At 52.6% G+C, this 26974-nt stretch carries 25 protein-coding genes; 9 read left to right on the top strand and 16 right to left on the bottom strand.

Going from position 1 to position 26974, the window contains the following annotated elements:
• Positions 1 to 35: 35 nt before the first annotated feature.
• Positions 36 to 1745, bottom strand: a complete 1710-nt coding sequence (locus TALK_RS02900) for a tetratricopeptide repeat protein (RefSeq protein WP_245829640.1) — start codon at positions 1743 to 1745, stop codon at positions 36 to 38.
• A 542-nt stretch (positions 1746 to 2287) separates the two neighbouring features.
• On the opposite strand from TALK_RS02900, the gene TALK_RS02890 reads away from it, so the two are divergent.
• Complete coding sequence (locus TALK_RS02890) at positions 2288 to 3946, top strand: methyl-accepting chemotaxis protein (protein WP_085615605.1); 1659 nt, start codon at positions 2288 to 2290, stop codon at positions 3944 to 3946.
• An 84-nt stretch (positions 3947 to 4030) separates the two neighbouring features.
• On the opposite strand, the gene TALK_RS02885 is transcribed toward TALK_RS02890, so the two are convergent.
• Genes TALK_RS02885 through ubiE form a run of 3 tightly spaced genes read right to left on the bottom strand, consistent with a single transcriptional unit; the run spans position 4031 to position 6818 of the window.
• The gene (locus TALK_RS02885) at positions 4031 to 4459 is read right to left on the bottom strand and encodes a GNAT family N-acetyltransferase (RefSeq protein WP_085615603.1); all 429 of its coding nucleotides are present in this window, start codon (positions 4457 to 4459) and stop codon (positions 4031 to 4033) included.
• Between the two features lie 9 nt (positions 4460 to 4468).
• The gene (ubiB, locus tag TALK_RS02880; protein WP_085615601.1) at positions 4469 to 6031 is read right to left on the bottom strand and encodes a 2-polyprenylphenol 6-hydroxylase; all 1563 of its coding nucleotides are present in this window, start codon (positions 6029 to 6031) and stop codon (positions 4469 to 4471) included.
• A gap of 13 nt (positions 6032 to 6044) precedes the next feature.
• The gene (gene ubiE / locus TALK_RS02875; protein WP_085615599.1) at positions 6045 to 6818 is read right to left on the bottom strand and encodes a bifunctional demethylmenaquinone methyltransferase/2-methoxy-6-polyprenyl-1,4-benzoquinol methylase UbiE; all 774 of its coding nucleotides are present in this window, start codon (positions 6816 to 6818) and stop codon (positions 6045 to 6047) included.
• Between the two features lie 146 nt (positions 6819 to 6964).
• Between ubiE and TALK_RS02870 the strand changes: the two genes are divergently transcribed.
• The 3 genes from TALK_RS02870 to TALK_RS02860 all read left to right on the top strand — a co-directional run bounded on the left by TALK_RS02870 (position 6965) and on the right by TALK_RS02860 (position 11196).
• A complete protein-coding gene (locus TALK_RS02870) occupies positions 6965 to 7609 on the top strand; it encodes a phosphoribosylanthranilate isomerase (protein WP_085615597.1) in 645 nt (214 codons plus the stop codon).
• A gap of 108 nt (positions 7610 to 7717) precedes the next feature.
• The gene (locus tag TALK_RS02865) at positions 7718 to 8710 is read left to right on the top strand and encodes an ion transporter (protein ID WP_085615595.1); all 993 of its coding nucleotides are present in this window, start codon (positions 7718 to 7720) and stop codon (positions 8708 to 8710) included.
• A 230-nt stretch (positions 8711 to 8940) separates the two neighbouring features.
• Entirely contained in the window at positions 8941 to 11196 is a 2256-nt protein-coding gene (locus TALK_RS02860) for an anthranilate synthase component I (protein ID WP_245829639.1), read from the top strand.
• Positions 11197 to 11346: 150 nt separating this feature from the next.
• On the opposite strand, the gene TALK_RS02855 is transcribed toward TALK_RS02860, so the two are convergent.
• Positions 11347 to 11961, bottom strand: a complete 615-nt coding sequence (locus tag TALK_RS02855) for an RNA methyltransferase (RefSeq protein WP_085615593.1) — start codon at positions 11959 to 11961, stop codon at positions 11347 to 11349.
• 262 nt (positions 11962 to 12223) lie between these two features.
• Between TALK_RS02855 and TALK_RS02850 the strand changes: the two genes are divergently transcribed.
• From TALK_RS02850 to TALK_RS02830, 5 genes are all read left to right on the top strand, one after another.
• A complete protein-coding gene (locus TALK_RS02850; protein WP_085615591.1) occupies positions 12224 to 12421 on the top strand; it encodes a CsbD family protein in 198 nt (65 codons plus the stop codon).
• Positions 12422 to 12546: 125 nt separating this feature from the next.
• Complete coding sequence (locus TALK_RS02845) at positions 12547 to 12750, top strand: DUF1289 domain-containing protein (protein WP_085615589.1); 204 nt, start codon at positions 12547 to 12549, stop codon at positions 12748 to 12750.
• An 81-nt stretch (positions 12751 to 12831) separates the two neighbouring features.
• Positions 12832 to 13605, top strand: a complete 774-nt coding sequence (locus TALK_RS02840; RefSeq protein WP_085615587.1) for a HugZ family pyridoxamine 5'-phosphate oxidase — start codon at positions 12832 to 12834, stop codon at positions 13603 to 13605.
• A 209-nt stretch (positions 13606 to 13814) separates the two neighbouring features.
• Positions 13815 to 15440: a phosphoenolpyruvate carboxykinase gene (locus TALK_RS02835; protein ID WP_085615585.1), complete on the top strand. Its 1626-nt coding sequence runs from the start codon at positions 13815 to 13817 to the stop codon at positions 15438 to 15440.
• Positions 15441 to 15744: 304 nt separating this feature from the next.
• The gene (locus TALK_RS02830) at positions 15745 to 16590 is read left to right on the top strand and encodes a substrate-binding periplasmic protein (RefSeq protein ID WP_085615583.1); all 846 of its coding nucleotides are present in this window, start codon (positions 15745 to 15747) and stop codon (positions 16588 to 16590) included.
• A 27-nt stretch (positions 16591 to 16617) separates the two neighbouring features.
• Here the strand turns inward: TALK_RS02830 and TALK_RS02825 are convergent, their stop codons facing one another.
• From TALK_RS02825 to TALK_RS02775, 11 genes are all read right to left on the bottom strand, one after another.
• Positions 16618 to 17529, bottom strand: a complete 912-nt coding sequence (locus TALK_RS02825; protein ID WP_085615581.1) for a flagellin — start codon at positions 17527 to 17529, stop codon at positions 16618 to 16620.
• A 12-nt stretch (positions 17530 to 17541) separates the two neighbouring features.
• Positions 17542 to 19263: a flagellar hook-associated protein FlgK gene (gene flgK, locus TALK_RS02820; protein ID WP_085615579.1), complete on the bottom strand. Its 1722-nt coding sequence runs from the start codon at positions 19261 to 19263 to the stop codon at positions 17542 to 17544.
• A gap of 31 nt (positions 19264 to 19294) precedes the next feature.
• Entirely contained in the window at positions 19295 to 19717 is a 423-nt protein-coding gene (locus TALK_RS02815; RefSeq protein WP_085615577.1) for a hypothetical protein, read from the bottom strand.
• A 14-nt stretch (positions 19718 to 19731) separates the two neighbouring features.
• Complete coding sequence (gene flgE / locus TALK_RS02810; protein ID WP_085615575.1) at positions 19732 to 21027, bottom strand: flagellar hook protein FlgE; 1296 nt, start codon at positions 21025 to 21027, stop codon at positions 19732 to 19734.
• 17 nt (positions 21028 to 21044) lie between these two features.
• The gene (locus tag TALK_RS02805) at positions 21045 to 21740 is read right to left on the bottom strand and encodes a flagellar hook assembly protein FlgD (protein ID WP_085615573.1); all 696 of its coding nucleotides are present in this window, start codon (positions 21738 to 21740) and stop codon (positions 21045 to 21047) included.
• Positions 21741 to 21899: 159 nt separating this feature from the next.
• On the bottom strand, positions 21900 to 22409 hold the full coding sequence (locus TALK_RS02800; protein WP_139833696.1) for a hypothetical protein: 510 nt from the start codon (positions 22407 to 22409) through the stop codon (positions 21900 to 21902).
• On the bottom strand, positions 22406 to 23107 hold the full coding sequence (locus tag TALK_RS02795) for a hypothetical protein (protein ID WP_085615569.1): 702 nt from the start codon (positions 23105 to 23107) through the stop codon (positions 22406 to 22408). Before TALK_RS02795 ends, TALK_RS02800 begins: the two co-directional genes overlap by 4 nt.
• Positions 23108 to 23166: 59 nt before the next feature.
• On the bottom strand, positions 23167 to 23778 hold the full coding sequence (locus TALK_RS02790) for a sigma-70 family RNA polymerase sigma factor (protein WP_139833695.1): 612 nt from the start codon (positions 23776 to 23778) through the stop codon (positions 23167 to 23169).
• A gap of 7 nt (positions 23779 to 23785) precedes the next feature.
• Positions 23786 to 24256 carry a flagellar protein FliS gene (locus tag TALK_RS02785; protein WP_085615566.1) on the bottom strand — a complete coding sequence of 157 codons (471 nt, stop codon included), beginning with the start codon at positions 24254 to 24256 and terminating at the stop codon, positions 23786 to 23788.
• The gene (fliD, locus tag TALK_RS02780) at positions 24249 to 25937 is read right to left on the bottom strand and encodes a flagellar filament capping protein FliD (protein WP_085615564.1); all 1689 of its coding nucleotides are present in this window, start codon (positions 25935 to 25937) and stop codon (positions 24249 to 24251) included. The genes TALK_RS02785 and fliD overlap by 8 nt, the downstream gene beginning before the upstream one ends.
• Positions 25938 to 26014: 77 nt before the next feature.
• Positions 26015 to 26833: a flagellin gene (locus tag TALK_RS02775; protein WP_085615562.1), complete on the bottom strand. Its 819-nt coding sequence runs from the start codon at positions 26831 to 26833 to the stop codon at positions 26015 to 26017.
• Positions 26834 to 26974: the final 141 nt, after the last annotated feature.

Below are 26974 nucleotides of genomic sequence, written 5' to 3'. Positions count from 1 at the left end.
GCTAGTCTTTCGGGGCAAATACTTAAACGTCCGGATTATTTCAATATTTCCCTTAAGCGCGCCTGCAATAGAACATCAAAGTCCTGCTTCAGATAACCAATAGCATCCTGCCAATCCCCAGGGGACAGCTGCCGATAAATCCGCATGGTTGGATACCATGGGCTATCAGCGCGGTTTACCATCCAGCGCCAATCGGTCGTGTAAAGTTGCAACATCCAGACCGGCAATCCCAATGCCCCTGCAAGATGGGCTGGCGCACTGTCGATGGTGATGATCAGGTCCATATCGCGCATCAAAACCGCGCTATCACCGAAATCGTGAATATGGTCGCCCATATCGGTAATCAATGCGCCTGCACCAAGCTTTGCGATATCGCCGCGCCGGTCGTCTACCTGAAAACTATAAAAACTGGCCCCTTTTTGGGCCATCAACGGCAACAACAGTTCAAGCGGGCAGGATCGATCTCGCGGGTTCAGTTTCCCCGCCCAGATCAGCCCGACTTTAAGTACCGTCCCCGCAGGCGGGCTTAGTCGTGCCTGCTTGCCTTTTGGTGCAGAAATATAGGGATCGGTGGAGATCCGATGCAAATCAGGCGCATTGATTTTCAAGACATAGGGCAAACTAAGCAATGGCACATGCAAATCAAACGGCGGCAGCTTCGCCCCCTTTTCAACAATGGTGCCAACACCGGAAACGGTTCGCATCACGGGGATCAGTTCGCCGCGACATTCCAAAATGATATGCGCGGCTTTTTTCGCGACCAAAGGAACGAAACGGGCAAACTGGATCATATCGCCAAAGCCCTGCTCGGCGCGAAGCAGCAATCGTTTGCCGCGCAGATCAGTCTTGCCATCCCATTCCGGAACGCTTTCAAGCGGGCGGATCGGGTTATCGGCAAGTTTGCGACGGGTTTCATACCCGGCCCAACCGGCGTCAAATTGCCCCATCGCCAATTGGGCCAATGCCTTGTCCCAATTGGCATCGACATAATCGGGGTCAATGGCAAGTGCCGCGTCAAAATGCGCGACCGCCTGATCAAAACGGTTGGTATCGCGGTAAACCAACCCGGCATTGAACGGATGCGATTTGATGGATGCATCAAGTTCCAGCGCCTTGGCATGGGCGGCGGCGGCCTCGTCGAAACGCATCATTTCGCGCAGGCAATTTCCCATATTCGACCAAAGCCCGGCATTGCCCGGGCGCAATTCCGCAGCCCGACGATACGCCATCAGCGATGCATCCAGCCGCTTGCTGCGCCGAAGCGCCACACCAAGGTTGTTCCAGACATCCGGCTGATCAGGGTTTTGTCGCAAAACCGCACCATATAGCGAAATTGCTTCATCAATATTACCGGTTTGATGGGCTTTCAGCGCGCGCGCAAAAAGTTCCGATTTCCCGGGCCGCGCCGTTGCTGGCGCTGCTACAACAGGTGCCGAAACCGCAACAGATGGCGATAACGCCGCAGTTTCGGCCTGCTTTTGGTGTGAATTGATCAGCTTGGCCTCGGACTTGGTCTGGGTCTGGGTCTGGGACTTGATCTGGGCCGAGGTCCGCGGCTGAGCCTTTGGCTCGCGTTCGGATGTCACCGGATTGACCGATACCGGCGTGGTCCCAAGCGTGTCCGCTGCACCAGCCGCACTCGTTACGGCTGCCTTTACCTTGCGGCTTCCCGTCGCCGTGCCGGTAGTGGCTTTTTTACCTTTTTTGGCCGCACGCGGCTTTGTCATGGTTTTAGACTTCGCCATTCGGGTTCCCTGTCCCGCAAAAACTGCATCATCATGATGGTTCACTGTCCAAAAGAAAAGCCGCGATCAGCTTTGATCATTGCCTGTCCCGCCCGGCATTTCGATCAAGCGATTCGCCGTATAAAAAATGCCCGACATGCAAATAGCATTATTTACTAAAAACACGAATAAAACCGGATGATTTTATCGCATTTAGTGATTTTGATATCATTTCAAACAAGCAAATTTTAATTATTTCGGTTATCTGGCGCTTTGCAGTAGCCTTTGTATGGTTGCAACCATCGGCATAATCAAAGGCACGTTTAGATGCTGCGTATGCTTGGGCAATTTGCATAGGGAAGCCAGACCGGAACATCAAACCGGAAAATTACACAAAACCAATTGATCCACGGTCCCTTAAAAACCGAAAACGGATTTTGGACCGCCGAAAACACGGCATCATCCTGTTTTGCCAAGCGGCGACAATTTAAAATGATCGCACGCAGTAAAACAGGCATCGAGGGAACAAATATCATCAGGCTTCAAAGGAGCGGGAGACCCTAATGGCCGAAATCAAAAGATCCGGCGGCTCTGTCGGACGCAAAGTCATTCTGGTTATGGTTGCATTGCTGATTGCGGGCTTTGCATCGATGATGACCATCCAGACGATCTCGCAACGCAATGCGATGATCGAAATCATGTACAATGAATCGGTCGAAAAAACCGAAATGCTGTCAACGGCGGTGCAGCCGGGCTTTATCGCCATGGATGGCAATTCGGTCGAAAAAGAATTCCGCAAAATCACCGACAAGGATAGTTCGCAGCTAGCAACACTGCTGGCCGCCAATCCGAACGGTGATGCAATCGCATCCTATCAGTCGGAAAATCTGCGCGAACACGATCTGGCCGCACTTGCCGAACCTTATCTGGAACGGTTGAAAAACAAGGAAGTCGTCAGCTTTGTTGATGGTGATGCCGTTATTGTTGCCGCGCCGATCACCAAGTATTCCAAGCGTCGTGACGAAGATCAGTATCGCGGCATGCTGATCACGGCCTGGAGCGTTGAACGCGTCAATGCCGAGGTCAAACAGGCCGTCATTATACAACTTGCATTGGCCGCAGGTATTCTTGCCGTCTTGCTATGCAGCACGTGGTTTATTCTTCGCCATCAAATCATCACCCCGCTGGTCAAAATCAATGGCGCCATGGCCGCCCTTGCCGAAGGCAACCGCGACATTCACATCCCCGGCCTGAACCGGCGTGATGAAATTGGTCAAATGGCCGCCTCGGTCGAGGTGTTTAAGGAAAACGCCAAGCGCGTCACCCAACTTGACCGCGAACGCGAAAGTGAACGCGAACAGGCCGAAGTCAAACGCCGTGATTCGATGAATGGCCTTGCCGGTCGGTTCGAACAAACCGTTATGGGTGTGGTTGATGGTGTTTCGGGTGCTTCGAACGAAATGCAGCAAGTCGCCCAGACCATGGTTGCCGCCGTCCACCAAAACGAAGCAGGCTCGCAGGCCGTCGTTACCGCCGTTGAACAGGCCAATCACAGCGTTGAAACTGTCGCCAGTGCGGCAGAACAGCTTGCCGTTTCCATCCGCGACATCAGTGCGCGCGTCAATGACACGTCCAACATCTCCGCCAATGCCAGTACCGAGGCCAACCGGGTCAACGAAATGGTTCAGGGTCTGGATATCTCGGCGCAAAAAGTCGGCGAAGTCGTGCAAATCATTCGGGCAATTGCCGAACAAACCAACCTTTTGGCACTAAATGCAACAATCGAAGCCGCACGCGCCGGTGATGCCGGCAAGGGTTTTGCCGTGGTTGCCAACGAGGTCAAAAACCTTGCCAATCAAACCGCCCGCGCGACCGAGGATATTTCAGCCCAGATTTCGGGCATTCAGGGGTCAACCCAGGAAGCTGTTGGCGCCATCGAAGGTATCACCAGCATCATTTCCAACCTGAATGGAATTGCATCCGAAGTCGCGGCTGCGGTTCAGGAACAGGGACACGCCACATCGGAAATTTCGACCTCGGTGCAACAAGCTGTGCAAAGCACCCAGGAAGTCACCAGCCATATTCACGAAATGCAAGCCGCCGCACGTCAAACCGGCGATGCGGCGCAGCAGGTACTTGATGCGTCCGAAAAACTTGGTACGCAATCCAGCACATTGCGCGATGAAGTCGGCAACTTCCTTGATGAAGTCAGAACAAGCTGATCACACGCCATTAACCAGACAAAAACGCCGCCTCGGTTGGACCGGGCGGCGTTTTTTAGTGTCTGTGCCCCTTGAAAATTCCGTTTAGCGCAACGGATCACAATCGCTTGCGGCATCGTCAAGCCGCATCATGATCACATCATCAAGATCGCGATATCCGTGCTGACGATAAAGTGGCTGCATATCATGTGTTGCCAACATCCATCGTTTAACCCGCGCAATATCAGGATGGCTGTGCAGGGCAGAAAGCATTCTGGCGGCAATCCCACGCCGCCGATAATCCGGATCGACAAACACATCGGCGACATAGGCAATCGCAATAAAATCGGTCACAACCCGGGCAAAACCAACTTGCCGTCCATCGCAATAGGCCCCAACCGGGATCGACATATCGACAGACCGATCAAATTCGCCACGTGTCCGGCCGCGTGACCAATAAGAATTGGCGACAAAGTCATAACAATAGGCAAGATCGATACGGTCGCGGTCACAACTGATGTCAATGTCACCCATTGTCGCCTCTTATTTCATGAACAGAGCCACAGACAGTGCGGCAATCGCCAGCCAAAGCAGGATCGATTGTTTGGAAATGCCACCGGTTTTGCGTTGCCCATTACTCGAACGACCGCGCATTGCCGCCACAGTATCGGGATGCAGGCGCAACCCCTGATCGGTAAAGACGGCCGCGGCCTGTTCGGCGGCTTCAATAACGCGTGGTAACCGGCGCAACATTGATCCAGCCTGACGGGTAGCTTCGGCAATTTTGGCCTCAGGGCCAAGATTTTCGCGCATCCATTCTTCGATCAGGGGGCGGGACAATTCCCACATATTCTCATTCGGACTCAGGATCCGCGAAAGCCCCTCGGTAACGATCATGGTTTTCTGCAACATCAAAAGCTGTGGCTGAGTTTCCATGCCAAAGGTTTCGGTGATCTGAAACAACTGCCCCAACAAACGGCCAACCGAAATATCGGATAATTCCTTGCCCAAAATCGGTTCACCAATCGATCGACACGCTTGTTGAAAGTTTTCAAGCGACTGGTTGCGCGGCACATAACCGGCTTCAAAGTGGATTTCTGCAACCCGGCGATAATCGCGGGTCAAAAAGCCCAAAAGCATTTCGGCCAGATAAAGCCGCGTCTGGCGATCAACCCGGCCCATAATGCCAAAATCAACAACGCTAACCTGCCCGGTTTCATCGACAAACAAATTGCCCGGATGCATATCGGCATGGAAAAATCCGTCACGGAAGACCTGCTGGAAAAACGCACCTGCGGCCTTGGCCAAAAGGGCGGAACGGTTAACCCCCATGCGGTCAAGCGCCTCGACATTATCGATACGCACACCTTTAACCCGTTCCATGGTCAGAACGTGTTCGGCGGTGCGTTCCCAGTCAATCTGCGGGATATAATAGGTGGGGTCGCTTGCGAAATTGTCGCGAAATTCGGATGCCGCCGATGCTTCAAACCGCAAATCCATTTCAAGATGCACGCTGTCTTCAAGCGTCTTGATGGTTTCCACCGGTTTCAACCGGCGCAAACGCGGCTGCGTCAGTTCAACAAGTTCCGACACCCAGTAAAACAGATCAAGATCACGGGCAAAGCGCACCCCGATATCAGGGCGCAAAACCTTGACCGCAACTTCACGGCCATCCGGTGTTGTGGCGAAATGCACCTGTGCGATGGATGCGGCCGCAACGGGCGTGTCATCAAATTCGACAAACAGGGTTTCGAACGGCCCGCCAAGCTGTTCGGTGATAATGCGCTTGGCAACTTTGGCCGGAAATGGTGGTAGGCGATCCTGCAAACTTGAAAGATCCGCCGCAACATCGTCGCCAATCAGATCGGCACGTGTTGCCAATGTCTGGCCCAGTTTGATAAACGCTGGCCCCAATTCCTCAAGCGCACGCGCCAAACGGCGCCCCGGTGGTAAATCGGAACGCCGTGAAAACGGTGCCGTCAGGCGGGCAAAAAATGCCAGCACATTGCCACCCGGGACAAGCGCCAACGGAAACAGCGCATCATGTCGCGCCAAAATCCGCGCCATGCCCAGCAGACGGAAGCTGTTACGAATAAAACGGATCATTCGCCCAACGCCCTCAAATCCGCCAACCGGAATGGATGGCGGCAATACCGCCCGATAAATTACGGTATTTCACCCGTTCGAACCCGGCGTCACGGATCATCGATGCAAATGTTTCCTGATCGGGGAACTGACGAATGCTTTCCGCCAGATATTGATAAGCTTCGCGGTTTCCGGCAATAAGCCGCCCGATTTCCGGCAACAACTTGAACGAATAGGCATCGTAAAGCTTGTCAAAGCCCGGCAACACGACCTTGGAAAACTCAAGACACTGAAACTTTCCGCCCGGACGCAGCACACGATAAGCTTCGGAAAGGGCTTCGGTTATGCGGGTCACATTGCGAATACCAAAAGCAATGGTATAGGCATCAACCGAATGATCCGGCAGTGGCAGTTTTTGCGCATCGCCAACCGTCCAGTTGATGTTTTTAAGCAACCCGTGATCCGCCGCACGATCCCGACCGACATGCAACATTTCATAATTGATGTCGCAAACCGTAACCGACCCGCCACCCTTTTTCAAAAAGCGAAATGCGATGTCCCCGGTCCCACCGGCAACATCAAGCAACTTCATGCCTGGGCGTGGCTTCAGCTCGTTGATAAACGTATCTTTCCACAAACGGTGGACGCCACCGCTCATCAGATCGTTCATCAAATCGTATTTGGACGCGACAGTATCGAAAACCTCGCGCACCATCGATGCCTTCTGGCTTTCGGGCACGTCCCGAAAACCAAAATGGGTTGTCTGTTCGCCGTTTTCGCCCCCGGCTGGGCCTGTGTGCTTGCTCATGGTCGGGAAAATAGCGCAGCAACCGCCATCTCGCCAGTGGAAAGCCACGTAAATTCGCAAATACCCTGTTGGTCCGTATAACTTTCTGCTAGGACCAAATGACTTGGACGGAACATTAAATTGACTCTTAAAGACAGGACACCCCGATGAGCTGCTTGGTCAAAATCTGTGGAATCAATAGCGAAGACGCCGCCATCGCCGCCATGAGTGCCGGAGCTGACGCGCTGGGTTATGTCTTTTTCCCGCCAAGCCCGCGTCACATATCGCTTAACGGTGCCGCCACCCTGACCGAACGTGTCCCTGACAGTATCCTTAAGGTCGGCTTGTTTGTTGAAGCTGGTGACGCCGCACTTGAAAATGCAATCCGAGCCGGGCATCTGGACGTCCTGCAACTTCATGGCAAGGAAAGCCCGGAACGTGTTGCCGAGGTAAAGGAAAAGTTTGGTCTGCGCGTCATGAAGGCGATTTCCATCAGTACCGCTGCCGATATCGATTCTGCGGCGTCGAAATATGACGGTGTTGCCGACTTCCTGCTATTCGATGCCAAACCGCCAAAAAACAGCAACCTGCCCGGTGGCAATGCCGTCAGTTTCGACTGGACGCTTCTAACTGGGCGCAGTTTCACAAGCAACTGGATGCTGGCCGGTGGCCTTGATCCGGACAATGTCGCCGATGCGGTCCGCATTTCCGGTGCCCCTTGGGTCGATGTATCGTCAGGTGTTGAAAAAACCAAAGGCGTCAAAGACGCGCGCAAAATTGCCGACTTCATCCACGCGGCAAAGGGTTACTGACCCTAACCGGCCCCACAACCGACTGCTTTAACGATTTCTGAAGCGATTGCAGCGACCATCAATCAGTCGAGGACGGTCATTGCCGCCCTTTTCCAGCTAGGGTAAAAAATGGCGCAGACGCTTCGATCACAGACCCAAAAACTGTTGCATGGCGTCGACCATCAATCGCGGCTGTCGCGGTCTGTGCATCTGCTTTTGGCATCCCTGATTATTATAAATGTCATCTGCGTCATCCTCGACACGGTTCAGGACCTTGCCGACCGATATTTCACGCTGTTTCTGATCATCGAATTGATCTGTACGGCCGTTTTCACCATCGAATACATATTGCGGATCTGGTCCGCTCCCGATGACCCGGAATTTACCGGTCGCGGCGGACGATTGCGCTATATGCTACGTCCGATGGCGATCGTTGATCTGATTGCCATTCTTCCGGCCTTCCTGTTCTTGTTTACCTCTGTCGATCTGCGCTTTATCCGAATCGTGCGGTTGTTGCGGTTGCTGAAATTCACCCGATACTCTACCGGGCTGGACTTGATGTTGATGGTCTTCCGTCAACAGTTGGGTATTTTCGGTGCCGCCAGTGCCGCATTGGCCTGTATGCTGGTCTTCAGCGCCGGTGCTATTTATCTGGCCGAACACCAAGTACAACCCGATGCCTTTGGTGATCTTCCCAGTACCCTGTATTGGAGCATCATCACCCTTACCACTGTTGGTTATGGCGATGTCGTGCCAATCACAGCCGTTGGAAAATTCCTGGCCAGCATCATTTCCCTGACCGGAATCGGGATTGTTGCCGTTCCGGCCGGTATTCTGGCATCGGCCTTTTCCAGCGAACTGCGCCGCCGCGAAGATATTTATCGCCAACAGGCCGCCCACCATCTTTCGGGCAAACGCCTGACCGAGGCGATGCGCCGCAAACTGCGTTCCCATCAGGAAGAACTTGGTATCAGCGATGAACAGGCACAATCAATCATCGCCGATATCCACGATGTCCATCACGACCACGAAGATGAACTTCTGATTTGTCCGCATTGTCACAAACCCCTGCATCTTGAACTTTCCGAACCCCACGAAGAACCATCTAATCAAAAGCCTTGACGCATGACCAATCTCTGATCATAGTTTTCCTCATGAAAACACACGGCATGAACCCAATCCTTATTGCTAATCGTTGGTGGTGGTCCGCATAAGCGGGCGGCCAATTATCATGCCCTAAACCTACCGGCCGCCTGATCTTTGCAGGCGGTTTTGTGTTTTCAGATCCTTTTTTCATTTGCTGAAACGTCACAATCCGCCTGCGGCAGCGCCCCGTAAACGGAGAATCTGACGTGACCAACCCGACCCCAAAGCCCCACGAAACAACCGGCCGCAACATCAGCAGCGAATATCGATATACCACCGATGGCGGTATTGCTGTCATTCGCCGCCAGACGGAAATCACCTATGAAAATGCCACCGAGCATCTGATTGATGCGTTGGATCGGACCAAGGGTGTTTTGCTGTCATCTTCCTATGAATTTCCGGGGCGATATTCGCGTTGGGATATGGGGTTTTCAACACCGCCGCTTGAAATCACCGGGCGTGAACGCGGCTTTGCCATCCGCGCCCTAAATGACCGCGGCCGGGTGCTGTTGCCCGTCATCGAAAAAATCCTTTCTGACCATCACCATATTGACGGCCTGACCAACGGCGATGATGGCATATATGGCTTTGTCGGCAAGGCCGCCGCATGGTTCCCCGAAGAACACCGCAGCCAGCAACCCAGCCTGTTTTCCGTCGTGCGCGCCATCCGCGATCTGTTTGCCCATAAGGGCGAGGAACGTTTGGGTCTGTATGGTGCGTTCGGATACGACATCGCCCTTCATTTCGAACAGATATCACTGACGCAGGATCGCAGCCGCGATCACAAGGATGTTCATCTTTACCTGCCCGATCAGATCATTACGGTCGATCATGCATCCAAGGTCGCGACCCTGTTTGAATATGACTTCATTGCGCCTGACGGGCGCAGCACCGCCGGGCTTGAACGTATCGCACAGGATCACCCGCCGTCGCATGGCGCAAACACGGCGGTCGAAAATGACATGATAGACGGCGAATACGCCGCCGTGGTCGATGAAACCAAACCGCGCTTTGCCCGTGGCGAACTTTTTGAAGTCGTCCCCAGCCGCGTGTTCCGCACGGAATGCAAAACCGCGCCGTCGGAAATATTCCGCCGCCTGAAACGGCGCAACCCGGCACCTTATGGCTTCCTGATCAATCTGGGCGATGGCGAACACCTGATTGGGGCCTCGCCGGAAATGTATGTTCGCGTAACCGGTCAGCGGGTTGAAACCTGCCCGATTTCCGGCACGATTGCGCGCGGCCGCGATGCGATTGAGGATGCCGAAAATATCCGCACGCTGTTGAATTCGGCCAAGGAAGAATCCGAATTGACCATGTGTACCGACGTTGATCGCAACGACAAGGCGCGCGTTTGCAAACCCGGCAGCATCCGCATTCTGGGCCGTCGCCAGATCGAAATGTATTCACGCCTGATCCACACCGTTGATCATGTCGAAGGTCGCCTGCGCGACGGGTTCGATGCGTTGGATGCCTTCCTGACCCATTGCTGGGCTGTAACCGTGACCGGTGCCCCGAAACGCGCCGCAATGAAGCATATCGAGACCGTCGAACGCAGCCCGCGTGCCTGGTATGGCGGGGCAATTGGCGCGGTTCTGTGCAATGGCGACCTGAATACCGGCCTGACATTACGCACGGTGCGCTTAAAACAGGGTATTGCCGAAGTCCGCGCCGGGGCAACATTGCTGTTTGATAGTGAATCTGCCGCCGAAGAAGCCGAAACCGTGCTGAAAGCATCGGCAATGATCGATGCCGTCACCCGCGACGCCAAAGACGAAGCCATGATTGATCCAACGGTATCGGGTGTTGGTAAACGTGTACTGTTGATCGATCACGAGGACAGTTTTGTCCAAAACCTGGCAAGCTATATCCGCGCAACGGGGGCCGAGACGTTAACGCTTCGCCCCGGTTTCCCCGACGAAGCATTTGACGATTTCAAACCCGACCTGGTGTTTCTGTCACCCGGCCCCGGACGCCCCGATGATTATGGCTTGCGTCAAAGTATCGAACGCGCCCTTGCCGCCGGGCTTCCGGTTTTTGGGGTTTGTCTTGGCTTGCAGGGGATTGTCGAATTTTTCGGTGGATCGCTCGGCCAACTTGACACACCGATGCATGGTAAACCGTCAAAGGTGAAACTGGATCAATTCGATCCCCTGTTTGACGGGCTTCCCGATGAAATTGTTGTCGGGCGTTACCATTCACTGTTTGCCGATCTGGCAACACTGCCCGCCGATCTGAAAGTAACCGCACGCAGCAGCGACGGAGTTGTGATGGGCATTCGCCATCAAAGCCTGCCGATCAGTGCGGTGCAATTTCATCCCGAAAGCCTTCTAACGCTTCAGGGCGATGTCGGGATGCGCATGATCGCCAATCTGTTGCGCAACCCGATGGGCACACTGCCGGGCAAGGTGGAAACCCTAGATAACGATAAAGACGAAACCACAACAATCAAAGCGGCCTGAACCCGCCAGACAATCAAACAACCTGACCCAACGCCCTGTCATCGACCTTCCCCCCTTGGTCGATGAAACCCGGGTCAGGAAAACGCAACGGCCGCGCTCCTCCCTCGCGGTCGTTGCTTCCCTTTAATTGGGATCAATCTTTAATCAGGATTAATCTTCATCATCCAGCGTGCCGTCGACCACGCTATAATCTGGCGGCGGGGCTGTTTGGAATTTCTCGGGGTCGGCCTTGTGCTTGTCACGTGTGCGCGAAATCCAGCCGCCATAAAATGCCTTGGGCTTGGGTTCAGTCGGCGCACCGGCACGCACCGGGCGCGGCGCAAAACGGCCAAGACTGATCAGGCGATCATACATCACGATATTGGCCGCAATCGCGACATTGACGCAGAAGCTCATCGGGATCTTGACAATAAAGTCGCATTGTTCCTGCATTTCCGGTGACAAGTTGCCGCGCTCCGGGCCAAGGATATAAGCCGCCCTAGACGGATGCTTGAAACTGGGCAGTTCAATCGCATCCGAGGTCAGTTCCACACCGACCATCCGGCACCCCGATGGCAGGAAAAAGTGATCATGATCGGGGAAATGATAATACGGCATCTGTTCCGTCGCCCGCGATGTATCGGTTATATTAGACCGTTCATCGCGAAAATCCGCGTCGACCGTAAAGGCAAAGCTGGCCCCAAAGGCATGTGCAGAGCGAAACAGGGTGCCCACATTCAAGGGCTTGCTCGCCCCTTCGATTCCGATCCCGAAATATCCGCGCATCATTTCCTCCGTGCTGCACGCCCATGGTGCGCTTGGCACACACTCCAATAAAAAAAACTGGGTCGGCTATACCCCCACAGGGCGAATATGGCAAGCCAGCGGGATCGCGCCCCACCCGGCCAACAGGACCCCTGTGGAACAAACCCACCAGCATAACGTTTTACATAAAACAAAACAGGAACCGGGAAAATCCGGGCATTGCCCATCCCATGTTCCGATTAAAAACGAGCAACCGATCCATAATACTGCAGGAGAATACCTGATGAATTGGGACCAGATCCAAGGCCGCTGGAAACAAATGCGCGGTAACATCAAACGCGAATGGGGCCGCCTGACCGACGATGATGTCAACCAGACGCAAGGCCAGCGTGACAAACTGATTGGCCTGATCCAAGAAGCCTATGGTGTTGAACGCGAAGAAGCCGACCGGCAAATCAGAAACTGGTTTTCGCGTCTCTGACATTTCATTGCCAACCCACCCTCAACGAATTTACAAAGCCCGTCATGATCATTCCCCCTTGATCCCGACAGGCTTTGTGTTTTCTATGCAGGTAACATTTCATCCATCAGCGATATCGGAAAATCATGCCTGTCAAATCCCCGTGCATCGGCATTTGCGTTCTTGACCCCACTGCGGACTATTGCACCGGATGCTATCGAACAGGCGATGAAATCGGGGCTTGGATGGGCATGAGTGACGGTGGCAAAAAACGTGTTTTAGACCTTGTTCGAAAAAGACGTCAGGCAACGGTCCGTCCTTCATCAAAAGCCCGTCAAACCAAGTCATAAACAGATGCATTGTCGCAATGCATTGCGAAGCGGATTTTTCCACCCCAAATAAAAAGTCCGGTTCATCGAAGGGCGCATAACATGCCGGACAGCAAAAATCAGAATGGAAATGCCGCTTGTGATCTTCGGCGCATGATGCGCCGTGCGCCGCATACCGTTCTGGCAACAACGGCCCGTGATCATAAACAGGTCACAGATGGCTGGCCGGTAACATCTATGGTCGTTCCGGCCGTTCACATTGATGGCAGCCCGATTTTACTTATTTCCGATTTGGCCGACCATACCCGCCATCTGCAAAGCGATCCCCGGCTGTCATTACTGTTTATCGATCAGCTCAACGATCCCGCACAAAACAAACGGATCGATACAGACAGTGCCAGACTTACGATTTTTGGCCGTGCTGTTCCCGATACGGCACCCGATACCCGCAAACGGTATCTGACCGCGCATCCGGATGCCGGGCAATATGCTGACTTTGCCGATTTTGGCTTTTACCACGTCGCGGTCGAGGCCGTTTACTGGGTCGGCGGATTTGGCAAGCAACGCCGCCTGAACGGAAATCAGTTCATTGCCGGGGGCTGTCTTTCACTCGTTGCCGGGCATGATGATGTCGTCGGTCATATGAATAACGATCACGCCGATGCCATTGCCGATATTGTTGGTCATTTCACCGATAAGAACAAAAATGACGGCTGGAAAATGATCGCCATCGACTGTGATGGAATGGATTTAGAACGCGATTCTGCCGATTCCCCCCGTTTAAGGATCGAGTTCCCCGGAACGATCAAAAGTCCGGGCGACGCACGCGACATTCTGGTCGAAATGTGTGAAAAAGCGCGCGGTCAGATGGCCTGAATTGGGCAATGAAGATTTAATTATCACTTTCGAAACCAGACTTTTCGTAAACGCAAAAACGTCTACGTTTTCCTTGGTATTGGGCCAAAGGACCGGTTGCTTTTAAGACACCTTTGTAACAATATGTCGCAACGCAACCGGTTAACCCACATATCGGTTGTGTATAATTGCCTTTTAACCCCCAGACTTAATCCCACCAGGAGAGATCCGTGCTGCAATCAGGACCCGTTGTCAGCCGTGTAGGCCTTGAAACTCATGGCCTCAAAAACCTTGGCGCCGTTCACTGGAATTTGGACGCTGCAGGCCTTTACGAACATGCGATCCGTCGTCAGGAAGGTAAAATTGCCAAAGGTGGCGCATTTGTTGCGTTGACCGGCGAACATACCGGCCGTTCCCCGCAGGACCGTTTTATCGTCGAAGAGGAAAGCACCAAGAACGAAATTGATTGGGGCGACGTTAACCGCCCGGTCAGCCCCGAAGTATTCGATCGCCTGTATCAGAAAGTGCGTGCTTACTTTCAGGGCACCGAACTATTCGTTCAGGACTGCTATGCCGGTTCTGATCCACGTTTCCGCCTGCCGGTTCGCGTCGTTACCGAAAACGCGTGGCACAACCTTTTTGCGCGCAACATGTTCATCCAGCCGCAAAAAGATGAATTGCGCGATTTTGCACCGGATTTCACCGTTCTGCACGCCCCGGGCTTGCAAGCGGATCCCGAAGTCGACGGCACCCGCTCCGAAGTTTTTGTCGTTGTATCGTTCGAACGCAAAATGGTTATCATCGGCGGCACCTGGTATGCTGGCGAAATCAAGAAATCGATCTTCTCTGTCCTTAACCATATTCTGCCCGCCAAAGGCGTCATGCCAATGCATTGCTCGGCCAATATGGGCAAGGACGGCGATACCGCGATCTTCTTTGGTCTGTCGGGCACCGGCAAAACCACCCTTTCGGCCGACGCATCACGCACTCTTATCGGTGATGACGAACATGGCTGGGGCGAAGACGGCGTCTTTAACTTCGAAGGCGGTTGCTATGCCAAGGTGATCAAACTTTCGAAAGAAGCCGAACCGGAAATCTATGCCACGACCGAAACATTTGGCACGGTTCTGGAAAACGTTGTGATGAACAAGCAATCGCGCCAGCTTGATCTCGACGATGCACGTCACACCGAAAATACCCGCTCTTCCTATCCGATTGAATTCATCCCGAATGCATCGGAAAACGGCCGTGGCGGTCATCCGAAAAACATCATCATGCTGACCTGTGACGCATTTGGTGTTCTGCCCCCGATTGCCAAGCTGACCTCGGCACAGGCGATGTACCACTTCCTGTCAGGTTACACCGCAAAGGTTGCTGGCACGGAAAAAGGCGTCAAGGAACCAACCGCTGCGTTCTCGGCTTGCTTTGGTGCGCCGTTCATGCCGCGTCATCCGTCGGTTTATGCCAAGCTTCTGGGCGAATTGATGGAAAAACATCAGGCCAATTGCTGGCTGGTCAATACCGGCTGGTCCGGTGGGGCCTATGGCGTTGGTTCGCGTATGAAGATCGGCTATACCCGCGGTCTTTTGAATGCGGCCCTCAATGGTGAACTGACAAATGCCGACTTCGCAACCGATCCGTATTTCGGCCTGGCATATCCGACCGCCTGCGGCGATATCCCGGCAGAAGTTCTGAACCCGCGCGACAGCTGGTCGGACAAAGCGGCCTATGACAAGGCCGCGGCCAACCTGACCGGCCTGTTCGAAAAGAACTTCACCAAGTTCGAAGAACATGTCGATGGTGATGTTCGTGATGCCGCCATCCGCAGCAATGCCGAAGTCAAAGCCGCCGAATAAGGCAAAATAATTTCAGATAGAAAGCCGGCGCATTTGCGTCGGCTTTCTATTTTCGACATCGTGATCGACAAAACCTTGCCCCGGTTGATCGTTACCGAAAAGTTCACCCCCAAGCGACTTGTGATTATCACTTCTTTGGGTTTTACTTTGGATCATTGGTAACAGGCGGCAACGGATTCGAGGCTGAATCTGAAAAATAATGCCTGTTTTGCAGTTACATCACAGACGATACGTCTCGTAACGTCTTGCGACGAAACTCGTAAACTATCGTGCATTATCAGAACGGCCGGAAAAGAAGACCATTGTGACATTCGGATTGCTGTTGCGCCCAATTTACCGCCTGATCGGCGTTGTTTGTTTGATTACCGGTGTGATGACCGGATCAAAACAAGCCGCCGCAGAACCCCCGCTCCTACAGCCACCCAATCCGCGCCAGAACGTCATCTTGATGTGCAATCCGTTCCCACCGTCCAAGATTGCAGATCGCCCGGTGATGCCGGGTTCTGATGTGGAAATCCTCAGGGCGGCTTTTGCGGTCAGCCATATCGCGGTGATTACACCATTTTATCCCTGGAAACGGGCCTATCTGATGGCCGAACAAGGCGCCGCTGATGGTCTGTGTTCGTGTAGTTATTCCCCTGAACGCGAAACAGCATTTTTATATTCCAACGAGCTTGGCCGCGAACATATTGGTCTGTTCAGCTTGAACAATGCGGCACTTGATGGCATCGAACAACTGGCCGATGCCAAACAGCTGACGATTGGAGTTGTTGCAGGCTACACACTTGAAAGCCAGGCACGCAATGCGGGCCTTGATGTCATTTCAGCCAACAGCGAGAACGCTCTGCTTGGGCTTTTGCTGGCACGCCGCCTTGACGCTATCTTCAGCTTTCAGGCACCAATGCAATACACAATCCGCACGCGCAATCAAACGCATGACCAACAGGTCAAACTGAGCTATCGCGACATTGATAACAGCCCGTATTATTCCTGTATCTCGCGCAAGGCCAAAAGTTCCGGCTTTTTGCTTGAACGGCTTAATCATGGACTAACCGTGTTGCGCAAGAACGGCGTTTACGGCGATATTCTTGAAAAATACGGCATGCTGGCCGAAGAACACGAAATCCTTGCCCCGTTAAACAACCGATAAGCCCGTGCGCCACCGCTTTGATGCATGTTACCGCAGATATTCGAACAGCGACATATCGACAATCTGACCAGCCACTGAATAAGACGCTTCAAGCTGCACCGACAGGGTTTCAAGATTGACCATGGCTTCGGCCAGATCGACCTCGGACAGATCAGTCACGATACCTTCAGCGGTCAATTGGAAATTCGTATGCATATCGACAACGGCCTCAAGTTCATCCTGTGTCAGTGATACCTGTGTCTGCATCTGTGAAATGCCTTCAACCGCATCCTCAATAAGGGCCATCGCCTCGGTCAAAGCAGTTTCATCAATCGGGTCCGAAGACGCATAAGCCGTAAGGTTAAGCGCCCGCAAAGCCTGTTCGAACGGCGTCTGGTCTGCGGTGATGCCATATTCAATCGTCGTTCCATCGGCTACTTTTACCGATGCGACATCGTTGTTGCCGGAATAATAACTTGTATCGGTTGTACTTGGCGATGTCAGAGCCGCGTAATCAGCTACATCAACCGACACCGGTGCTGTATTGGTTGCCGATCCTGCAAAAAGATACCGATCCTCGTACTGGGTATTCAAAAGCGATGCCATAGTCGCAAGAGCCGCCGTCGCGGATTCATTGATGCCTTCAACATTTGTGCTGCCGGTGCTAAGCGCGCCCGAAATATCGGCCGCCATATCACTTAGCAAATCAACCATATCGCTAAGCGTTGAATAATACATTTCAACCCGGCTTTGGATTTGTTCGGCCAAATCGGCATAGGCTGCTGATTCCGATATTTCGGCGCTTAACGTACTGATAATATAAGAATTATCCGAAATTCCGGCATAAGAATCGGATTTCATTCCGGAACTGGATTGTTTGGTGGCATCGGCCAATTGCGATTGTACACTTCGCATCTGATTCAACAGGTTTTGCTGCATGGCGGCTGTCGAAACTCTCATGTTATTTACCCTTTACCGGACAGCTTCAAGCAAGGTGTCCATCAGCGACTGCGTGATCTCAAGGATCGCGGCGGCGGCCTCATAGGCACTTTCAAGATTGGCCAATGTCAGGGCCTCTTCATCGGTATTAACACCGTATTGGTTCGAAAAACTTTCAACAAGATCGCTATAGGCGGTTTCAGCGACACTGGCTTTGGTCTCGGCCGAGGATGCCTGTTGTGCAACATCGGACAATATTTCCGAGGCATAATCTGACAGCGTGGTTTTGGTGCTGCCAAGGTTGCCAGCTGAATCAAAACTGACATTGGTGTCGAACACCTCTGCCAAAGCTTCGGCCACATCGGAACTTCCCGATGAAATCACGCTGTCACCAACCGCAAGGGCCGCATCATCCGATCCCGCCCCTGTCGGCACCAGACTTGAATCGGCAAGCCAGTCGGCATTGACAGAAATGTCATCGGCACCGGTGCCGGTAAACATGTCATTCAGGCCAAAATAATCGGAAAAACCCAATGCATCGGCGCCAATTTCGGCGTCCATATTGACAATCGAAACCCCGTAATCGTCATCGGAACTGGCAATCGTCAACGTCCCATCGGCATTTACCGTTGCCGTCATATTGGTTGATGCATTGATTTGATCAACAAGATCCTGAACGGTGGCCACAGTTGTCAGATCGATATCAAGAATTTCAACCGCATTGCCGTCTTCATCGGTTGCGGCAAACCGCACGGTACCCGTACCGGCAACAGCATCGGTCAAATCTGTTGTTTCGCTTGAATTCAATTCGCTGGCACCGGGAAACGACGTCCCAAGATTGATGACAGCATTGATGCTATCCATCAAGGTCACCGCAAGGTTATCGAGCTCGGCCTGAATATCAGGAAGGGTTTCATCGCGCAGATCAATCAACCCGCCGAGTTCGCCACCGCTGACATCATCCATGATCGAATTGCCATTGACCGTGATCTCGCCAAAGCTGGTATCAGCATTCACCGCCCCAACAGCGTTGTATTCCAGTTGCTGAACCTGACTTCCGACAACAAGGGTGCCCCCAATATAGATCTGCGTCTGGTTCGATCCACTTGTATAATAGCTTATATCAACCAGCTCGGACAATTTCTGAACCGCAACTGAACGGGCATCTTCCAGTTCGCTTGACGACAGTGTCGTCCCGTCCGTGCCGCTTAGTTGATCGTTATAGTTCTGGATCTCAGTCAAAAGCGTATTGATCTGATCGACCGTATCCTCAATTGACTGATCAGCCGCAGAACGCTGATCCTGTACACTGTCAGAAAGATCATTCAGTTCCGTGGCAATCTGTTGCGCATCCGTCAAAGCCAGTGACTTGGCAGATTGGCTGTCGGCACTGGCGGCAAGCGATGCAATCGAGGTTTCCAGATCTGTGATCAAGGTCGAAATCGCATCGTCATCACCAACAGTTCCGAAATTGCTGGCAACAAGTTCCAGAGGATCGGCAAAGACCGAGGCATAGCCACTTTCCGATGCGCTTTCATTAATGGCCTTGATCAGATAAATATCGACCGTTGACCCCACCGATGTGACGGATACGCCAACGGCGGCTCCCCCGTTGACATTGCTCGCCAAACTGGCAGATTTGGTCGTGTATCCTTCGACCGACGCATTTGCGATGTTGTTCGAAGATACAGCGATCCCGGCCTGGCTTGATTGCAATGCGCTTAGCGCAGCGGTTTGGGCAGCACGGATCGACATGATTCTGACCTGTCAGTTGCCAAAATTGCAATTACATCTTGAAGTTAAGGATCGTCTGCGTCGTCTTGTTGTTCAGATCGCCATCCTGATCATATGACGTTGCCTGATCACCCTTTGTCGCAGCCCAGCCCGCACGGATGCGCTTCATGCACGCATCTCGTTTGGCCGTCAGACGAACATTGTTGCGATCAAGCTTGGTTCGCAAACTGCGCACGGCATCGATATTAACAATCTGCCCCGCCAGCGGATTGGTCGGATCAGCCTGTTTCTGAGCACGAAGTTCAGCCTGCAATTCGTTTTCAAGCAGGGTTTTTTCGGCGGTAATATCGGGCAGCAAATCATATTGCGCCTGTTCAAGGATGCGCCATTCGACATCCAGAAGTTCTTCAAGACGATGAATGATCTGTGTTACCGCATCACTGTCGTTACGAAGGGCCAATGCCAAAGCAGTCATATTCCCATATCCCCTTAATTCACGGCCGAAATCAGCGTGTCATACATGTCACTGGTCGTTGAGACGACCTGGGCCGCCGCTGAATAGGCCTGTTGGGCGACAATCATTTTGGAAAACTGGCTGGTGGTATCGACAGTCGAGCTTTCCAACGAATAATCGGCAAGCGTACCGGTGCCACCATCGCCCGGCGTTTTCAGCACATAGTTACCCGATGTATTGCTTTCCCGGTAAACAGTGTCGCTATAGGCTGTCAGACCATCAGCATTGGCAAAATCAGCCAGCACAACCTGATAGACCGGTTCACTTTCGCCATTTTCATAGGTGACCGACACCACCCCGTCATCCGCGATGGAAATCTCGGCGATCTCGCTATAGTTCGAGCCGTTCTGATCGACCGAATACATCGTCATGTCGCCATCTCCCTCGTCCGAGGCAAGTTGCTTCAGACCATCATCATCACCAGCAGTGCCAAGGTCGGAAACGATCGAGCTGTCATTCGCCCCCGTGGTCCAGCCGGTCACAGTCAGGGTTGCGCTGTCGGTTACATCGGTGCCACCGGAATCAGTAATCGCAGACAGATTACCATCGCCGTCAAATGAGATGGTCAGGGGGCCACCGGCCGACGTGCCGGTCACCGTGGTACCATCCGAGGTCAGAACCGGATCGGAATAGGTCAGTTCCCATTCGTTTGCCGCAGTCTTTTCATAACCATAGGTCACCGTGTGACTGGTGCCGAGACTGTCGAAAATCTCGACATCGACGGAAAATGTATCGCCCACTGCCGCATCTGCCGGAAGATTAACGACCATCGAAACTTCGGTCGTGGCTTCGGCCGTCCCGGTCAGGTTTTCAAGATTGATGGTAGACAGTGCGGATGTACTTGTCGGAACGGTTCCGTTGACGGGATCACCATTCTCATCAAGCGCATATCCCATCAGGTAATAACCGGAACTGTTGACCAGATTACCATCAGAATCGGTATCAAAATCACCGGCACGTGTGTAATAGACATCGCCGTTGGCATCGGTCACGACAAAGAAGCCGTCGCCCGAAATCGCCAGACTGGTTGCCGTATCATCCGCCTGAATCAGACCTTGTGAACTGATATTGGTCTGGGTCGATGTAAGCACCCCGTTGGAATAACCACTTGTCGTCGAACCGGGTGTCGTCACCAGCGACGAGAAAGACGTGGTACTATCTTTGTAACCGACGGTTTCACTATTGCTGATATTGCCCGAAATCACACCAAGCGACGTCGATTGCGCATTCAGCCCCAAAACGGCGGAATTCAGTGCACTGCTTAAACTCATGACCTTGATCCTTCACTTCAGGAAACTGTTTGCGTGCCCTGAACGTCCGAGATCGAGATATCGACCCCGTTGACATACAGCACGGCCTCATCACCGGTCAGGTCGATTGCCGACACCACACCGGTCATCAGAATTTCGGAATCTATGGAACTACCGTCGGAATCGGTCGCTTCGACCGAAAGGGTATAGGTGCCCGAGCTCAGCGTACTGCCGTCATCGGTCGTGCCATCCCAGATGAAATTATTCGCACCTTCCGATCCGGTCGTGGTCGTCTGATAGACCACGTTGCCGTCTTCGTCGGTAATTTCGATGCTCACACTATCGGCCGCATCATCAAGGACGAAATACCATTCGGCCTCGCCATCTTCGAGCGGGGCAGTATCGCCAACGGCAACGATATCTGTTCCCAAATAGGACTGGGCGGCGCTGTTATCGACAACCCCCTGCAAGGTCAAAAGCGATTCCGACAAATCAGACAATAGCGAATTGTTCTGTTCCGCCAGTTCAAGCTGTTCAAAGGTTGCAAGCTGGGTGGTGATTTCCGAGACATCCTCGGGATCGGTTGGATCCTGATTCTGGAGTGTCGTCAGCATCAGCGTCATATAGGTTTCATAGGTCGAGCTTTCGCTCGTGCTTGACGAACTTGTCGTGCTCGACGATGTGGTCGCAGAACTCGCCAGGCTATCGTATGTCAGGCCGCTGAGGTAACTCATCACTGCCTCCGGAAATCGAACTGTTAAATTTGTCTATGTTCGTTTCACGCAGGCGGACGGAAAAACTGGCGCCACAAAGTTACTTTTTTTGAAAATAAAAAAAGGAGCGCGGGTGCGCTCCTTTAAAATTACGTGCTGAAATTACCGGCCCATCGCGACCTATTGATCTGGTGGCGGCGGTGGTCCGGGGCGATGCAGCGCCAGCTCGGCACGGTCAGCCAATGATAACTTAACCGCAACATTGGCCATATGATTAAGGATATTGGTAAAGTCACGACCGATACCGTCTTTCAACTGATCAAAAGCAACGCGGATATCTTCATCCGTCGCATTATCGCGTAACAAAACTTCGCGCAATTCCGTGAATGCTTCAACATCCTGACGCCGTTTCATCAACTCCGTGACCACGGGGCCAAACTCTGCATCAAAGACTTCCTTCCCGCCAGGGCTTAGTCGATCCCGTATTTCTTCAAGCATGCGAAGCGGTGGCGGGCGGTCCTGCCCCCCATCAAAGGGCGGCAAAGGCCCCTCAAAGAAGCGATGCAGGATCGTACTGCCCGCAGCAATGCTGCCGGCAATTGCACCGATCAAGAACAGGTTCAGCGCAAGCGAAACCCACATGATCCTGCCACCGGAATTTGATTTTCGGCGATCATCAAATGCCATCATTTTTGCCCTGCCAACGATTTGTCGACATTATTACCAAGACCCATACCCTGCGATGCTTCGTCAAAAAAATGATTTTCAAGTGCCCTGACCATCGGCAGTTCCGTTGCCTGAACATCGGACTGAATTTCCTGTTCCGAGGTAAATATTACCCCAACGACAAAACCGAACATAACACAAATCACCATGCCAAAGGCCGACGCAAAAGTCGCGGAATAACGCAGCAATGCACGTGATGACTTTACCGTCAGGCTCGATACACTATGTGCCGAATCAGTTGGAACTGCGGCATTTTGCGCAGGTGTTGCTGCCTGATCGGATGGATAGGTTTGCCGGGGTGCAATAACATCATCGGACTGTTTCGCCGCAACCGTTACCCTGTGATGTTTCGGGCGATCATCGCTGAAGGCGAAAATGTCGCTTTTGATATCTACGATATCTGCATTGCCCGTAGCCGCGCGGTCGGCACGCCCCTCGTTGACATCAATCGCAGCAAAAATATCATCAATGGCCTGATGCTTGCCCATCGGCAAAGGATCATCGGCCAGAAAGTCTTCAACGGATTTAAGGGACCGAAGCAATTCGGCCGCCTCGTCATTAAGCGCAATAAAACTGTTAGCCTCGTAACGATACAGTTCCGGCCAAGACGAAACATCCCACCCGTATTGATCCAACAGTTCTTCAAATTTCTCGATCTTCACAGCACACCGCTTTTTTCTAGGACGAACCTACCTGTTCGAACGCAACTGAAGTTAACGATCTATTCCATCGCTTTCAACTCTTCACGCAGTCGCTTTCGTGCCCTTTTTAAAAGCGATTCCATTGCATTAACGGAAACACCCATGATCGCGGCCGCTTCTTGGTTCGATAACTCACGATCATAAAATAGATTGATGGCAATTTGTTGTTGCTCGGATAATAGCTTTATTGCCGTTCGCAAGCGTTTGAATTCCTGATGCTGTGCCAATTTTTCAACCGGCGACATTGCGCCATCAGGGATGCTTTCAAGATCACCGCCATCAACAAATTGCGGTTTTCGTTTTAAATCAATGATCCGGTTGACCGCAACACGATATAACCAGGTTTTAAAACTTGCCCCTTCGGGGCGCCATTTTTCCCGATGCAACCAAACCCGGACAAAGACATCCTGCGCTGCATCTTCAACGTCACCACCGTTCAAACCCATCCGGCGCGCAATCCCGATGATCCCACGGTAATAGCGTTCAACAAGCACGCGATATGCGCGCTTGTCGCCATGAACCATCAAGGCAACAAGATCCGGATCAGTCAAATCCGCCAGGGCGGCAGCTTGCCTGGCCACTTCGGATGCCTGTGATCCCAACGTCATTTCGCGACGGATGCCTACACTCAACTGCCCCTCACAACACCTGCTCTACGATGTGACGCGTGCCGGGGACCTGTTTTGATCCAGCGGACCGTGGATTGACCGATTTAAACGATTCCCACTGTTTTGCCAGTGCTTCAAGGTTCCGGTCGACGAATACGTAACGCTCCTCAAGTGGGGTTTCACGCCCGTTTCGAGCCAGAAGTTTGATCATGCGGGCATAAAACGCATAAAGATCACGCGACAATTCCGGGGCCGATTTCGGCGCCACGATTGCTTGCAGGGCACGCAATCGATTGATAGCAATTGCCTTTTCCTGATGTTCCAGATCAAAATGCTTTTCTTCACGGTGTTGTTTGGCCGCTCTCAGATGCTGACGCGTGCGGGTAATGGCAATCACCATCATTGCAATCGGCGAGGTCGTGCGCAATGCATTGTTGTATTGGGAACTCGCACCGGCAAAGCGATAGGCCTGCTGAGCCGCCGCCTGTGAATTATTACTCATCGTTACCCCACAAGGCTTCAAGTTGTTCGCGCAGCAGCTGAAGCTGATACATCTTGGCTTCTAGCGCCGAATAACGTTCGGTCAGCTTTTCGGCATAGGCGGTGGCGTCGGCTGTGACGTCATCAATCTCATCCTCAAGATTTGAGGTTTGTTCTTCCAAACGTTCGATCCGGGCCGAAATCAACCCGTCTGAACTGTCGGTATATGTGTCGAGCACATTCATCATTTCATAGGCAAGGCCACTTGAAATCGTGACATCGATACTGTCGGAACTGTCACCACCAAAATAAAGTTTGACGCCTTCATATTCCGATCCGTCGACCCCGATGATCTGATTACCACTGACGGTGAACAGGCTGGCATCCCCGCCAACACTGGCCGAGGTGATATTGCCATCGGCATCGGTCGTGATATCAATGGTGAAGGTACCGGTATAGGAACCGTCCGCTCCGGACACCAACAATTCATCCGAATTGGTATCGGTCGAAAGTGAAAACAGATCGGCAATCTCGTCAAAGTCAGAGACCAACGCTTCTTCAAGCGTCTCGCTGTCAATGACCAGATAATTGCTTTCATCAAAGGTAATGCCAATCGAAGACAACGTTGCATATGTTGAACTGTCTTCGGAAAACGACAGCGCGCCATAGACCGATGTAACCGAAGAACTAAGCAGTGAGTCGCCAAACAGAACAGCGTCTTCGCCCGCTCCTTCACCTGCTTCATAGGTTTGATTGGTAATAACGAAGCTTCGCAGATCATTATACGCGGTCACAAAGGCCTCAATCGCGTCATAGACCGAACTGGCGTCCTCTTCGATTTCAAGCGTGATTTCCGTGCCTTCTTCCTCGGCATACAGATAAAGCGTCACACCATCGATCACATCATCGACGCTATTGCTGCTGCGTGTAACCTCGACACCATCAACGGAAAAAATCGCCTGATCGGCAGTAACCAATTCATTGGCATAGCTACCATCGGCATTGGTCAGGCCAAGCGAAGCCGCCAGTGTCGTATCGGCACCATCGGTATCAAATGTAATTTCCTGCCCGGTATCAATCGCCGAAAGCACCAGCATATATTCATCATCAGAAATCTGAAGAACACTGGCCCGGACACCGGTTGCACTACTTTGCTCGTTGATCGCATCTGCAATCTCGTCAAGCGACATGTCATCGGTAATTTCGATATCTGTTGCCGTGTAATCATCACCTGCAACCAGATTAATCGTTCCCGCAAGGCCAAGTGCAGATGCAGAATCGTCATAGGTATCACCGCCTAGCTTATGCGCCGTGGCAAGTTGGGTGATTTCAATCGTATAACTTCCTGCTGCGGCCTCGTCATCGACCAGAACACCCAGAACATCAGACGCCGTGGTATTCGCATCTGATGATGACAAATAAGCCGATTTCCCAACCCAGACATCATCACGCAGGCTATCGAGTTCGGCTGACGCCGTCAGCGCCTCGGCCGCATCCTGAAGGGCTTCAAGAAGATCTTGCAAGTCCTCGAAGGCCGCTATCTGAAGTTCGATATCGTCGACCTCTGCCTCGATTGTGTCGGCGACCTCCATCTTGGTATTATAGGCGTCTTCAACCAATTCTGCGGTATCAAGGTCTGTCAAACCTGACACATAGGACGAGGATACGTAACTCGATGTAGTAGACGAATTAACTGTCGACATCCTGCCCTCCTTTCCCAGCGACACAAAATGGTACAGGGTCACCCGGCGGCTCTAAGACCGGATGACCCTGTGTCGAGTTAGCTCAGCAATCGCGTGAGCTTCTCAAGATTTTCATTGGAAACCGACAGGGCCTGGATGGCAGAATCCATCTTCACGCCAAGTTCGGTCTGGTCCGCGCTTAATTGCGCAATATCGGCATCCATATAGACGCTCATTGCGGCTTCAAGGTTGGTCTGAGCCGTTTCAATGTTGCCACCGGCATAGTCAAAACGTGACATCAGGGCACCAACCGTCGCACGACCTGACGAAACGGTCGTAACCGCCGCTTCAATCGCCGTCAGTTCGGTCCCGGCATTGGTCGATGACGTCAAATCACCAGCAAGACCAAGAGATGCTGCGTCAAAGGCCTGTGTCGACAAATCGACAGCAATTGCCGCAACGCTTGAATCCGCTGAAACGGTAAAGTTCTCGTTATAGGTGCCGTCCACCAGCGCCGTATCAAAATAAGTGGTCGAGGCAACGATGGAATCGACCTGTGCGACCAATTCCTGATATTCAGTATCAAGATATCCACGCTCCGTATCAGTCACCGACCCCGAAGATGCCTGCGAGGCCAGCTCATACATACGTTCAAGAATATCTGCGATTTCCGAAAGACCACCATCGGCGGTTTCAAGAATAGCAGTTGCAACTTCGGCGTTATCACCAGCCTGTTCCCAGGCCGCATAGTCGACCGACATTGCGGTGTAAACTGCAAGACCGGCAGCATCATCAGAAGCAGAGTTGATGGATTTTCCGCTCGACATTGCTGTCAGGACGGAAGTCATCTCTTCTGTGGTCTTGTTCAGGTTCGACACCGCCAGGGTTGCCGACATATTTGTGTTAATGCTCGCCATTTTCTAGATCTCCTATATGGAATAATCGACGTGACATACCTGCCAACCGACCAAAAACTAGGTCGGTACTCATATCCACGCGGCGAGGCGCCAAAACTGGCGGTGCTTTGATCATTTTTCTGGGTGAAATATCGCGACCAC

The sequence above is a fragment of the Thalassospira alkalitolerans genome (genome assembly GCF_002115745.1).
Taxonomy (GTDB): Bacteria; Pseudomonadota; Alphaproteobacteria; order Rhodospirillales; family Thalassospiraceae; genus Thalassospira; species Thalassospira alkalitolerans.
This window is presented reverse-complemented; position numbering and strand designations above follow the sequence as displayed.